This window comes from Mucilaginibacter sp. P2_A4 (genome assembly GCF_056405015.1).
Window position 1 is genome coordinate 222,146 of sequence record NZ_JBFUCX010000004.1, and the last position, 13,080, is coordinate 235,225.

The 13,080-nt window shown below is 42.0% G+C and carries 11 protein-coding genes; 1 reads left to right on the forward strand and 10 read right to left on the reverse strand.

Annotation, left to right across the window (positions count from 1 at the left end; all coding sequences use genetic code 11):
* Window positions 1–127: 127 nt before the first annotated feature.
* The 8 genes from AC1DYB_RS09905 to AC1DYB_RS09940 form a co-directional block, all read right to left on the reverse strand.
* Entirely contained in the window at window positions 128–1,471 is a 1,344-nt protein-coding gene (locus AC1DYB_RS09905) for a family 43 glycosylhydrolase (RefSeq protein WP_477434512.1), read from the reverse strand.
* 43 nt (window positions 1,472–1,514) lie between these two features.
* Window positions 1,515–3,080, reverse strand: coding sequence for a glycoside hydrolase family 43 protein (locus AC1DYB_RS09910; RefSeq protein WP_477434514.1), 1,566 nt, complete (start codon window positions 3,078–3,080; stop codon window positions 1,515–1,517).
* A gap of 173 nt (window positions 3,081–3,253) precedes the next feature.
* Window positions 3,254–4,381, reverse strand: a complete 1,128-nt coding sequence (locus AC1DYB_RS09915) for an alpha/beta hydrolase-fold protein (protein WP_477434516.1) — start codon at window positions 4,379–4,381, stop codon at window positions 3,254–3,256.
* 57 nt (window positions 4,382–4,438) lie between these two features.
* The gene (locus AC1DYB_RS09920) at window positions 4,439–5,887 is read right to left on the reverse strand and encodes a family 43 glycosylhydrolase (RefSeq protein ID WP_477434518.1); all 1,449 of its coding nucleotides are present in this window, start codon (window positions 5,885–5,887) and stop codon (window positions 4,439–4,441) included.
* Window positions 5,888–5,937: 50 nt separating this feature from the next.
* Window positions 5,938–6,666, reverse strand: a complete 729-nt coding sequence (locus AC1DYB_RS09925; protein ID WP_477434520.1) for a hypothetical protein — start codon at window positions 6,664–6,666, stop codon at window positions 5,938–5,940.
* 842 nt (window positions 6,667–7,508) lie between these two features.
* Window positions 7,509–8,267: an SDR family NAD(P)-dependent oxidoreductase gene (locus tag AC1DYB_RS09930; RefSeq protein ID WP_477434522.1), complete on the reverse strand. Its 759-nt coding sequence runs from the start codon at window positions 8,265–8,267 to the stop codon at window positions 7,509–7,511.
* 449 nt (window positions 8,268–8,716) lie between these two features.
* Window positions 8,717–9,301: a Crp/Fnr family transcriptional regulator gene (locus tag AC1DYB_RS09935; RefSeq protein WP_477434524.1), complete on the reverse strand. Its 585-nt coding sequence runs from the start codon at window positions 9,299–9,301 to the stop codon at window positions 8,717–8,719.
* Window positions 9,302–9,546: 245 nt separating this feature from the next.
* Window positions 9,547–10,341, reverse strand: coding sequence for an SDR family NAD(P)-dependent oxidoreductase (locus tag AC1DYB_RS09940; RefSeq protein WP_477434526.1), 795 nt, complete (start codon window positions 10,339–10,341; stop codon window positions 9,547–9,549).
* A gap of 63 nt (window positions 10,342–10,404) precedes the next feature.
* Between AC1DYB_RS09940 and AC1DYB_RS09945 the strand changes: the two genes are divergently transcribed.
* Entirely contained in the window at window positions 10,405–10,761 is a 357-nt protein-coding gene (locus AC1DYB_RS09945) for a winged helix-turn-helix transcriptional regulator (protein WP_477434528.1), read from the forward strand.
* Between the two features lie 681 nt (window positions 10,762–11,442).
* Here AC1DYB_RS09945 and AC1DYB_RS09950 read toward each other — a convergent pair.
* Together AC1DYB_RS09950 and AC1DYB_RS09955 are read right to left on the reverse strand one after the other, a co-directional pair.
* Window positions 11,443–12,063 (reverse strand): NAD(P)-dependent oxidoreductase, encoded by a 621-nt coding sequence (locus AC1DYB_RS09950; RefSeq protein ID WP_477434530.1) that lies wholly within the window; start codon window positions 12,061–12,063, stop codon window positions 11,443–11,445.
* Window positions 12,064–12,175: 112 nt separating this feature from the next.
* Complete coding sequence (locus AC1DYB_RS09955) at window positions 12,176–13,078, reverse strand: helix-turn-helix domain-containing protein (protein WP_477434532.1); 903 nt, start codon at window positions 13,076–13,078, stop codon at window positions 12,176–12,178.
* Window positions 13,079–13,080 lie beyond the last annotated feature (2 nt).

A 13,080-nucleotide genomic window follows, 5' to 3' on the forward strand; every position in this document is an offset into this window, starting at 1 on the left:
CGGCCGCTGATGTGCGGGTAAGTAACCGAAGCCAATAGCACCAATGTAGATAAACAGCTATAAGTGCTTGAGCGTTTGCCGGTGAACTTACCAACCAATGAGTATCAATACTTACGGTAAGATAAAGCTACTCGAAACTTATCCAGTCAACTTCCACATGGCCGCTGCCTTTTAATTGTATGATAAGGTTTTTGACACCGCCTGGCATGGATAAAACTGCTTTTTTAACAATGCTCCAGTTATTTCCTTTTGGTATAATAAGTTTTGCTATAACCTTACCCGGCTTATCCTCAGTACTTATTAATAAAGTTCCCCCGGTTGCCGAACAGGCGTTTACACTAATGCGCCCTGCTGTTTTTTTGCCAAAAATCACACTGTTATATCTTATCCATGAATCCGTTTTATTAAAAATAGTTTTCCAGCCCTTGAATTTGTTTAGCGTGTCCAGAAACTCTACCGCTACACCATCCGCGCTTTTGGCGCTAAACCTATCTATCTGTATTTTTTTTGATGAGGCCGTTACACCAACGCCACGTAATGTGGGGATAACCTTGCGGATAGTGCCATCTTCATTAAAAGACAAACTATCGGCCCTTACCGCCCGGTTTTTATCAAAGCTTGGCGATAAATCATCGTTATGATAAAATAAGTACCATTGGTTTTTAAATTCGATGACCGACTGATGATTTGTCCAGCAGCCCGAAGCAGATTCGTCCATAAGCACGCCGGCGTATTTAAAAGGCCCCAGGGGGCTACTTGACATGCCATATTCAAGCCGTTCTATTTTATCAGCTACATGCGGATAGGTCATATAATAAATACCCTTTCGTTCAAATAAGTAAGGCCCTTCCTTTAAGCCCTTATCTGGAAAGCCTTCAAGTTTTACCGGCTCTGATTCCAGTTCAAGCATATTGGCTTTAAGTTTAGCGCCGTACAGGTTTCCTTGCGCCCAATAAATAAATGCCTGCCCGTCTTTATCGATCTGTACATTCGGATCTATGCCATGAATCCCGGCTATGGGCAAAGGTTGAGGAACGAAAGGGCCGTAAGGCTCGTCGGCTACGGCAACACCAACTGAAAAGCCTTTGGGGCTACCGGATTTTGCAGTGGCCGGGAAATAAAAATAATATTTTCCTGCCCGCTCAATACAATCAGGTGCCCACATACTATATGCTGTGGAGTCGGCCCAGGGTACCTTATTTTGACTTACAATTACACCGTGATCAGTCCAATTGGTAAGATCTGCCGATGAGAACACGTGATAATCCTGCATACAAAACCAACCAGCTCTGCCATGCCCGGGCGTAGCCAGGATATCGTGTGAGGGATAAAGATATACCTTTCCGTTAAAAACACGGGCCGAGGGATCGGCAGTAAACTGGTTTTGTATCAGTGGGTTTTGTGCCATCAAACAATTGAACCATAAGATAGATACAATCAGCGCTGCGTATGTCTTAAAATCTTTCATCATCTACAATTTATTACTATTCATTATCTTGTTCTTTAAATCGATTTCATTTACCTGCCGCTAACCGAAAATAATCGAAGTCTGCATATCCTCCTGTAGTTTTTGTGGCATAGTTAAAAAGGCCAAACCTGTAACCCATAAAATGTGGAATGGTATAAGCCATTTGAAGCGTAGCGCCAATTGGTATCCAATTATTTCCGTCGATGCTATAATAAAAATACGCTTTGTCGGTCCGGTCTTTAAAATCACACACAGCCTTTAAATACACCCGGTTTTGGGATAACGGAATACTTGCCGACTCTGTTGGCGAAGCTCCCTGTGCATTTACCATAACAATATACTTACTGCCGTTTTCGACCTTCACCCCCACCCATCCAAATTTTCGCTGTAACAAGGCGAGGCCGGCATGATCGCCGTCTTTAAGTCCAGAAACATCAATAGCCGTTATAGCTGAACATTCGGGACCAAACGTGCGTTGTGTGAGTATATTTTTTGCTGCTACTAAAGTGGTATCAAGCCTCCCTGTAGTTAACCTGAGGTAACCTTTACGCTGTGTAACAGACCATAATTGGTTAACCGGGTTATGGTTCCATTGCCAAACCAGGGGCAAATCGCGCTCACCGCGCCTACGGTTAAATTCATCCGACGAGATGATACCGGGCATGAGCGATTTGTTTGCCGGTAACGCGACAGTATCGGGTGCCTGATGATTTATACCCAATACTGGCCAACCATCTTCCCACTTTACAGGAACCATGTAGGGCACCCGGCCTACTGAACCAAAATCGCGAAAAAGATACGCAAACCACCGTCCGTTTGGTGTGTTTACCAAACCACCCTGAGCTACGCCTTTATCCTGTAACGCCAGCCGGCCTTCGTAGGGGCCAGTAATATTATCTGCCCGGTGAATAAGAACACTTCGCATTCCACCACGGGGCCATGAAATATTGAACAGGTAATATTTCCCCTTGATTTTGAACATCTGGGAACCCTCTGCCGGCAATCCTAAATTCGGCCCGGCAGCCAGGCTGGCGTTCTCTATCAGCACCTGTGGCTTTGTGTCAGGCTTTATTCCGGAAAGATCATCCTTCAATTGGGCTAACATGATGCGCCCGCTTCCATAAATCATATAAACTTTACCATCATCGTCAAAAAACAATGAATGGTCATGCAGGCTTGGCTTAAAGGATAAAGCCTTCCACGGGCCTTTTTCAATATTATGAGTGGTATAAATATAAGTTTTGCCGGTATTGCCAGCAAAGGTAGATACATAGTAAATGCCATTATGATAGCGCAGGCTACTTGCCCACGAACCTCGCCCGTAACTGTTTTGGCCATTATTCAGGTTTAGGTCATCGGTGTCATCTAAAATATCATACGCATAGCTAACAAGTTTCCAATTGACTAAATCTTTAGATTTCATTATCGGCACGCCAGGGCTCATGTGCATAGTAGTACTGCTCATGTAATAAGTACTACCTACCCTGATTATTGAAATATCAGGCACATCCGCGTATATAATTGGATTATGAGCCGTTTGTGCAAAAGGCGCGGATGGGCCCAGCAAAAAAAATACTATACCAAAAAAAAGATTACTGAATATTTTACTCATAGTCGGTTTGTGCTGTTATATGAATAGATATTTCTATTTGCAGCTGGGTAACTGAATCCTTTTCATATGATGATTATTTTGAATACTTTATGATACGCATAGATATTAAAAAACACGCTTAATTGCTTTACCCGCAATTAAGCGCACTTAATATATTAACACAACAAGGCAGCTCAGTCTTTAAACAGCAGCGGCGCAAGTTCTTTCAGGCTGCGGCGCCAGGTTAGAAACTCATGGGCAGTATTCTCTGAAATAAAAGATACGGCATTGTAGCCTGCTTCTTTTAATGCAGCCGCAGCATTATTTACGCCAGCAGGATTTTCCTTGCTGCCGCAACTTATAAAAATAAGTTTAGCCTTAGCTTTATCTTTTAATTCAGCGGGTGTATAAATCCCCCCGCTTAAAAGACCGTAATAGGCAAATTCATCGGGCTTGGCAAGTGTTATTAAATGCGTTTCCATGCCCCCCATTGATAACCCTGCCATAGCGCGGTGTGCCCTATCTGCAACCGTACGGAAGCTGGCATCCACATAAGGCACTAATTCATCTGTTAATACGGTTTCAAAAGCATCTATCTTGAAATCCCTCAAACCACCAGGTTTCATTTTAATATCGTTGGTCATGCCATAGGTCATCACGATGATGAAGGGTTTTATTTTGCCTTCAGCAATTAGGTTATCCATGATCAGGTTGGCATGCCCCTGGTTGCTCCATGCGGTCTCATCTTCACCCCAGCCGTGTTGTAAATACAGCACCGGGTATTTCTTCGATCTTTCCTTATCATAACCCGGAGGTGTGTAAACAAAGGCTCTTCGCTGTGTATTTGTGCTTTTTGAAGGAAAAAGTATTTGCTGCACATTACCGTGAGGTACATCCTTTAAGGCATAAAAGTCCTGGTCATGAGCAGGTATTTCGATTCCGCTTTCCCAACGGGTGGAACCATAATAATTTAATGTGCCCGGGTCATTAAATACGCCGCCATCAACTATTAAGTGGTAGTAGTGGAAACCTTCGTCCATTGGGCCTTCTGTTGTGCCGGAAAAATATCCGTCAGTACCTTTAGTAAGTTTTGTTCCTCCTCTTCCACCCAGGCCCAGGGTAACCCGTATACTATCCGCTTTGGGGGCCATTATCCGAAAACGTGTATAGCCTTGCGAATTAACCTGGGGGTAGTCCCGCCCGGGTTGGTTAAGGCTGGAAGCATGGAAATCTTCTTTGATCTCTCCAGGGCCCGTTTGAGCCTTGCAAAGGCTGCCGGCCAGGGAAGCCATAAATAAAATAGCAAAACGTTTTAAGTTCATTTTTTTATAATTTAGTTTTCAAGATTGGTAGCATTTTCCTGATCTCATTTAAATAAGTTAGTGAGCCCTGAAATTCCATTTTGAATTATCACTATTCATATCAAATTTGGCGAGTGTGGGTGTGCTGTCGCCAGATGCCACTAAAGCCAGCTGCTCCTTCGAATCAGGAACCACCTTTGGCATAATCCTATAAGTTCCATCAGTCAACTGATCAATCCGCCATAATTGTTCCGGCGCACCGGTAAACGTTGGAACTGTTATCAGTTCAGCTTCTGCTGTTGCTGCTAATGCACGGTCTGTTCCGGCAATTACTATTTTATAATATGGTCCGCCCAGGTATCCCCCTGCACCGGGAACTTGTGAAATTGCCCATTTTTGATGTGGACGAAATACATAATCACCTATTCTTACACCAATGTTTCCGGCTGGCCAGCCTTTAACTACATCTGCTAATTCCTGTGATGGCACTGGTTTTACCGGTTCATCATTGTTTCTATTAAACCGCATTCCACCTGGCATTCTTATAAAATCAACCCCTAATTCTAAGGCGTATCCCCTTCGCTCAGACTCAATCTCATAAGTTCCTTCTTTGAAGTTATCACCAGCAACAGGCCATCCGTTTTTCCATAGTAACGGGCGAATGCCTAATACGCTCCGACCACTTTGATCCAAATCTGCCTCATAATGGCAAGACATCTTTTCAACGCCGTCGCCAACAACTAAACGTCCAAAATGGCCTGGGCCTATCAGCCTGTCGCCAGCTGCAACTACCATTTTGCCGCCTCCCTTTAACATACCTCTTCCCATGTTATCAAGGTATGGGCCGGTTACTTTTCTGGAGCGGCCAACAACAATATTATAGGTTGAGTTTGGGCCATCACAGCATGTGCCGTGGGTTCCAAGCAAATAGTACCATCCATCCCGATATAACAGATCTGTGGCTTCACAATCTATGGCTATGTTTAATGCCTTATTACCTTCCACACGCTTACCCGTTTTGGGATCAAGTTCCACAAGGCGGATATACCCAAAATAGGTGCCGTAGGATAACCATAACCTTCCATCGGTTGGATCCAGAAGAAGCCCCGGATCTATCGCATCATTATCCTCTATACCATCGGACGAGGCAACTTTAACAGCCTCCGAATATTTAAAATCCGGGGATTTTGGATCGAGTGACTTATTCCACATGGTAAGTATTGTTCCGTTATGACCGCCCGCCAGGCCACCGCCAGTTGCGCCATAAACAATAAGGTAGCGGTCACCTATTTTTAATACATCAGGAGCGGCTCCTCCGCCGGGTCTTACTGCGCCCCCATTCCATGTCCAGCCATCTTCGGATATTAATCCGCCTCCACCTGTTCCAAATGTGAAATACTTCCCATCAGATTCTGTGATAGTTGAGGGATCATGTATAAATGGTTTGCCAATTTGTGCTATCGCATTTCTGGTTGACCACAATGAAAATAGGGCTATAGTGCTTATTACCTTTACTATTAATTTCATAATAAATAATTGCTATACAAATTCGATGTTAAATGGGATGATCAACTAATTTATTGCAGACTGATAGTGAGACCTTTTACCGGCTCCCCTTTTTCATCCAGCAGACGAACACAAAAATCACTAAGTCCGGGCCCGTTGATTACGGCTCCCCTTATTATATTTTTTCCTTTGTTGAGTGTCAACCGAGCGGAGACACAATCATCCATCACCATGCGCCTATCTCCGTCAAGTATTACTGCTTCCTTTCCATTCAGCCACCACATTGATCCTCCATTTGACCCTACTGCCAATCTTACATTTTTCATTTCGCGCGGACTGTTAACTATGGTTACGGCCCAAAACAAAACTGCATACGTCTGTTTCTTTAACCCATAGGCAAAACGAAATAATTTGAGGTTGAAATTCGGGCTTTCCAATGCATGCCATAACAATTCCTGCTCGCCAACTTTTACTTTTTCCAGATCCTTCGGAATCACCGTAAACTGGTTTGGAAAATAATTGGTTTCAAATTGTGTTTTCAGGTAGTTATCCGTAAAAACAAGATTACTCCGTATCGATTTATTGATGGGCTCTAAAAGCAACCAACGCTGAATAAACCCCTCCGGATTCGGGGTCTTTTTTGATGTGGTTGCCGGGATAAAGAATGGTGTGAGCGTTCGTGCGGTATCATTTTGGGTTATAACATCGATCTTGCCTGGGGCAGCAGACTGTCCTTGTGATCTTAATCCTGCCAAAATTAGAAAGGCCGCCAACAACGACGCACTGAGTTTAATATTCATAGTAGATACTTTAACTTAAATCAATTTTGATAATAATAAATTGTCGAAAACGCATTGAGTCGCGGCCTGTCGATGGATTGCATAGAAATCGATGGCCTAATACCCCTATGTGTTATTGATGATATTTTGCGTTAACGTTAAAATGTATTTCTTCAATTTTAAAAAATGGCTTGTAAACCATTAACCCAAAACTATACCTTCAGAAAAGGACTCTATCACACTATTCAGCAATAAAAGTCAACTTTTGTCAATAACGCTGCGTGAAATACCGTTTATGAACGATTTTTCCATCATTTATTCAAGCATGGCCGTGATGCCATTTCCAATAGAAATAAAAAAGTTGCGCCTGAGGGCAATTCTTTGCAAAAGCACTTAGTCCCATTTACAGGTGATCTTTAAATAGGAACTCAGAGTTGAGTAATTAGCTTTAGCATTTGCCTTTGGATTTGCCCTGGCGATACTGTTATCAGAACGTTTTAGCCGGATTGTATTAAAAGATGATCGTACCGCAACTGAAATCTGGTCATTTTTGTTTTTTTATGGCGATAACCGGATTTATGTTTACAATGATTTCGCTCACAGGAGTTTAATCCCACAAAAAAGCCCTCAGATTTTCATCTAAAGGCTATTCAATAATATTTCCCGGCAATTACCATGAGCGGGGTTAAATGTAGTCTCAAAGGCTCCCATTTCCGATAATTTCATTGGGGATTTACAGCCATTAATCGATCTCGCGGCGTAATAAATACACATTTTAAATATGGCGCCGGGAAGTGTTTCAAACTATATGATTGTTAAGCCTGTAACTGCCATAACAATGAAATTTTGTGGTCAATTTGAATTTAAAAACCATACATACCACCCGAAACAGAAATTTGCTCTCCTGTGATCCAGGCTGCGTCATCGGAAGCCAGAAATACTGCAGCTTTCGCAATATCTGCGGGCTGTCCTCTGCGGCCAAGCGGTGTTTTTTCGACAAACATCTTTTCATACTCACTGCCAGTAGTAACGCCTGCACTGGCTGCACCTTCTGTTTCCGTAGCGCCCGGCAAAATAGAATTGATACGAACGTTTTTTATACCCAACTCCTTAGATAAAGCGATGGTGAAGGCATCCAGTGCCGCTTTGGTTGCAGAATACAACGAGGCATTTTGAAGAGGGTATTTACTTGCACCCGAACTGATATTGATAATGTTCCCACCCTTATCGCCGAAAAGTTTCAGAGCTGCCTGGATAGTCAATACAGGCCCTAACACATTGACATTGAAACTTTGGTGGAAGTCTTCTACCGAAATGAGTTCAATAGGTGCATATCCCTGAGATACCGCATTATTTACTAAAATATCCAGCGTGCCGAAAACCTTCCTTGTTTCTTCGAACAACCTGGTTACATCGGCTTCCTTCGATACATCGGCCTGTACTGCAATGGCTGTACCTCCATTGTCGGTTATGGCTTTTACCACTTTATCTGCGCCTTCTTTGCTCGTAGCATAATTTACAACAACCTTTGCGCCTGCAGCAGCAAAATGTTTGGCGATAGCTGCACCTATTCCTTTTGAAGCACCGGTAACTACTGCTACCTTGTTTTCTAATTTACTCATGATTCTATTATTAATTATATTCAAGTTCTTCAGGTTTTTTCCGTTCTGAAGCACATTCAAAGATCCTGCATCATAACGAACCGGAGGCTGACATAAATCATTAAATACACACGATAAATGTCACTTCAAAGAGGTGGCTTAAATCAAAAAAATACGCTAACTAATTATAAGATAACAACTTAAAACAGCCGTAAAAATCGAAGATGCAAAACGGCTGAAAGACCACAACAGCCTAGATTTCATTGTTGAGCACATCTTCTTATCCAGGGAAGTATAGCGTTGGCAAACCACGAATTGTAGTCCCCGGTAGAAGTAATTGACAAATTACCCTCGCAATCCAAACATTGATCAGTCGGATGTTTATATATCAAGGAGAAAGAAGATCTCCAGGCGATTCAATTTAACAGGCGCATTTGTAATGATAGCGAAGCCTGAAATCGCTAAAGGATCTATTTTAAGGCGTTTTTCTTTATCCGGCTCAAAGTTTCAGACGATAAACCAAGATAGGAAGCGATCATATTTTGCGGAAACCGCTGTAGAAAATGAGGATAATTGCTGATCAGTTCTTCGTAGCGCTCTTCAGCCGAATGACTAATGGCCTGCATTCTTTTCTGGGCTGCAATGGTGTTGTTTTGACTGATCACGTTCGACATCGCCGAAAAGGCAGGGATATGCTTCAAAAACTCCTCAATTTCCGCGTGGGTTGATTGCAGTATCTCCAGTTCCTCCAGCGCCTCAATATTGAAGCGAGTTGGCGTTAACCGGTAAAAACTTTCGAAATCTGTCAGCCACCAATTTTCTACAGACAATTTCAGTATATGTTCATGTCCTTTTTCATCTACCGTAAAGGTCCTGGCGGATCCTTTTACAATAAACCCGATATATTTGCACACGTCTCCTTCCTGCAAAAAGTATTGCCGTTTTCGAAGTTTTCTGGGTTTGAAATGCGCTGTCAACAAATGCTTATCATCCTCTGACAGCACTTTGCCTGATATTTTTTGAATGTAATCGAAAAACGCTTCAAAATTGGACATTGTACAAAAATATAATCATGCGCAATTTAATCAAGCTGCCGGATAAAAGACTAAGATCTTTGGCAGGTTATTTTAAACAATAAAAATCCCTGCTCATGAAGGAACAGGGATTTAAAAGAAACTTATAATCAAACTGTGATTTCCTTCGTCCATGAGGCAGATTGTATTGAAATTTATGACCACAATTCGTCAGTCCAACTTGAACAAGTTGGCACGGGTTATAAGACCTGCGCCAGTTGGGCTAATTACTTAGCCAAATAGGTCATACCACCATCAACAAGGAGTTCAGCACCAAGCATAAACGAAGAATCATCGGAGGCCAGGAAGACCGCTGTTTTACCAATGTCAGCAGGTTGCCCAATCCTGCCTGTCGGCATTTCACCTGCAAAGTGTTTTTTTATAGCTTCAATTTGTTCTGCGGGAACAAACTGTTCAAATGCTGGTGTATCTGTTGTACCTGGTGTTATTACGTTTGCTCTGATTTTTCTATCTAAAAGATCGCTTGAAAATGCTTTTGCAAAAAAGATCACAGCCGCTTTTGCAGCACCATACAGCGTAAATGACGGATATGCCCGATGTGCAGCATTTGACCCGATAAGAATAATAGAACCACCATCATTCATATGGGGCAGTGCTTTATGAACAGTGAAGTAAACACTTTTCAGGTTTAAATCCATTGTCTTGTCATAATCGGCTTCGCCAATAGTTGCCACAGTTCCTACAGCTCCAGCACCAGCATTGGCTACAATCACATCTATTTTACCAAATTTTTCAGCTGTTGCTGCAAACACTCTTTCCAGGTCGGCAAGGTTCGTTACATCGGCATTTATGGCTATAAAATTATCGCCAAGCTGAGCCACAGCACTATCTAAAGTTTTCTGATTTCTGCCGACAATAACTCCTTTAGCACCTTCGTTTTTAAATGCTTCAGCAATACCAAACCCAATACCGCTATTGCCGCCTGTAATCACGGCTACTTTGTTTTTTAATTTACTCATTATTTCTTTTTTTAAAGATTGAGCGACAAAGGTAGACCACATTGGTTATTTTTAGTAACTTTGTACTGATAAATAACAGTAACATCGGTGTAACCAAGTAACATTATGAGGTGCGAAATAACAGAGTTTCAACAGGAACAAAAGAAAAGAATGAGATCCGTTCAGGACGCCATGGACGCGTTGAACGGGAAATGGAAAGTCGCTATTATTTCATCCATTTGCTGTTACAAAAAAAGGCGATTCTCCGATATTTTGAATGATATAGAAGGGATTTCCAACCGGATGCTGAGTAAAGAATTAAAGGAATTGGAAACAAATCAATTGGTTAAACGAACAGTTTTAGACACCCAACCGATATCGATTCAATATGAATTGACCGAGCACGGCAATACGCTGCAAACCATCATCAGCGAACTTTCAGGTTGGGGAATTGTACACCGCAAGAAAATTGTCGGGAAATAATATTCGTTTTGCTTGCGGTCGGTGTTATCACCGCACCGCTCTCGACAAAAAAAGGCTCCAGATTTCCGTTTAGAGGCTTTCAAAACAATTATTCTCCATGTTTTTCCCTTATAATGGGTCATTTTGTGGTCCCAACGATACAAAACTCGAACTCTTTTATGGCTGATTTGCTTTGTGCGGTGGGGTTAGAGGATAACAAAAAATATATTATTAGCCGTTAATTCTTATTTAAAAAATATGAATGAGCTTGTTGTCTTTAAATAGATATGCCCCTGCGCTGCTTGATAAAAACACGTGATTGAATTGGGTTATCTTTATATTTAAATCCACACCCGGAACGACATTTTCAACGTCATGTTTTCCCCTGTGACACGAGAAAAAAATCACCAATATAAATAAAAGATAAAGTTTCATTTTAGGTTACAACCACTATTTATCTAAGCTAAATAAATAATTCAACAAAAAAGCCTTCAGATTTAAATCTAAAGGCTTTTAATTTTTATTCCCATGCATAGCATACATGGGGTCATTTAGTAGTCTCAAAGGCTCCAATTTCCAATAATTTTATAGAGGATTTACAGCTATTAATTGACCTAACGGCGTAATAGACACAAATTTTAAATATGGGGACGGGAAGTGTTTCAAACTAACAAACCTGTATTCGGCCGCACAATACCGCTGTTAACTGTTTACTACTACTACTGCCTGTCCTACATAAGTATTATTTTGCAATTGCTCAATTAGCCATACCGCCAAGTCGACTCTTGTAATCGTGTGACCTTTTTCACTTTCCCCCAATATATGTACTTTTCCTGTCGATGATCCATCCGTCAAAACCGGTGGTCTGGCAATCACCCATTCCAGTTCACTTTCATATACAATAGCTTCCATAGCTGTTTTGTCCGCAGTTGATCCTCGTAAAAACGTTGGCACCATCAGGTATCGGTACCACCATGGCGACTGTTTTGAACTATCAGCCACACCCATCGCAGATACCACTACCAGCCTTTTTGTTCCTGATGTCTTCATCGCGGTCGCAATGTTTTGCATCGTATCTCGTTCCAGCGTCTGGTTTTTCCACGGTGCTGTTCCGCCAATACAATCTACAACGGCATCTTGATGCTGCATGGCGCGTAGCACATCTTCTGCATTAAGCGCATCACCCATTATTACCCGTACGCCAGCTTGGTGATACAAGCGGATATTACGTGCCAAAACACTCACCTCATGGCCATTCGCAATGGCGCGCTCTACAACCAATCTGCCCGTCCTGCCATTTGCGCCAAACACAAGTACTTTCATCGTACACCTCCTCTTTCTTTAAATCTCAGAATATCGGAGCCTGTAAATTTTGATGCTCCTATTATAATTTTATACATAAGCAATGGCTCTAAGAGTAATTTGTTATGGTTATTTAATTTAACCTGCGATATTCACTTGGCGAGTAGCCTGTCTTTTGTTTGAATAAACGGGTAAAATGTGGTGGATTCTCAAAGCCAAGCGTATATGCTATTTCGCTAACTGACTTGCCGGTACTACACAGTAGATCTTTTGCCTTATGGATTAATTGTAAATGAATATGTTCCTGTGTGGTTTTCCCGGTGAATTTTTGTAAAAGATCTGAAAGATAATTTGGAGACAGATGCAATTGTTCAGCAAAACTTTTCACTCCCGGAAGTCCGCTGTTGATCAGCGTGTCCTGCGCAAAATGATCTTTCAATAATTTTTCGAAAGCCTGTACTACATCGGTATTCACTTTCTCACGGGTGTAAAATTGACGATCGTAGAAACGACTACAGTAATTCAGCAACATTTCTATGTTATTCTGGATCAAGGTTTGCGTATGTTTATCAATATGCTGACTACATTCCTGTTCTATCTTTCTCACACAGTCAAGCAAGGCCAATTTTTCTTCTTCGGAAATATGCAAAGCTTCGTTCGCTTCGTAATTAAAAAAAGAATATTGCCCGATATTTTTACCAAGTGGGGAATGATGGATCAAGTCGGGATGAAAGAACAGTGCCCATCCTTCTTCAAGGGTTGGAGTTGATACGGGTGTGGTTGCCTGGCCGGGTGCAGTGAACATCAGCGAACCTTCGCTAAAATCATAATACGACCGGCCATAGCCTAACACACCATCAAATTTTTTGCAGAAAATGGTATAAAAGTCAAGCCGGTAAATAAGCCCGTTCCGGTCTCCGCGAAATTGGTGTTTGGTCAGATCGATTACGGTAACCAGCGGATGACGGGGTTTATCACAGCCCCACAAATTGTGAATTTCGCTGATGGTTTGAACATCAATAAACTTTTCCTGCATAA

What these genes read in the sequence shown, in the direction of transcription:
- AC1DYB_RS09905 (WP_477434512.1), bottom strand. Translation starts at nt 1,471, where the DNA reads ATGATGAAAGATTTTAAGACATACGCAGCGCTGATTGTATCTATCTTA.
- AC1DYB_RS09910 (WP_477434514.1), bottom strand. Translation starts at nt 3,080, where the DNA reads ATGAGTAAAATATTCAGTAATCTTTTTTTTGGTATAGTATTTTTTTTG.
- AC1DYB_RS09915 (WP_477434516.1), bottom strand. Translation starts at nt 4,381, where the DNA reads ATGAACTTAAAACGTTTTGCTATTTTATTTATGGCTTCCCTGGCCGGC.
- AC1DYB_RS09920 (WP_477434518.1), bottom strand. Translation starts at nt 5,887, where the DNA reads ATGAAATTAATAGTAAAGGTAATAAGCACTATAGCCCTATTTTCATTG.
- AC1DYB_RS09925 (WP_477434520.1), bottom strand. Translation starts at nt 6,666, where the DNA reads ATGAATATTAAACTCAGTGCGTCGTTGTTGGCGGCCTTTCTAATTTTG.
- AC1DYB_RS09930 (WP_477434522.1), bottom strand. Translation starts at nt 8,267, where the DNA reads ATGAGTAAATTAGAAAACAAGGTAGCAGTAGTTACCGGTGCTTCAAAA.
- AC1DYB_RS09935 (WP_477434524.1), bottom strand. Translation starts at nt 9,301, where the DNA reads ATGTCCAATTTTGAAGCGTTTTTCGATTACATTCAAAAAATATCAGGC.
- AC1DYB_RS09940 (WP_477434526.1), bottom strand. Translation starts at nt 10,341, where the DNA reads ATGTGGTCTACCTTTGTCGCTCAATCTTTAAAAAAAGAAATAATGAGT.
- AC1DYB_RS09945 (WP_477434528.1), top strand. Translation starts at nt 10,405, where the DNA reads ATGAGGTGCGAAATAACAGAGTTTCAACAGGAACAAAAGAAAAGAATG.
- AC1DYB_RS09950 (WP_477434530.1), bottom strand. Translation starts at nt 12,063, where the DNA reads ATGAAAGTACTTGTGTTTGGCGCAAATGGCAGGACGGGCAGATTGGTT.
- AC1DYB_RS09955 (WP_477434532.1), bottom strand. Translation starts at nt 13,078, where the DNA reads ATGCAGGAAAAGTTTATTGATGTTCAAACCATCAGCGAAATTCACAAT.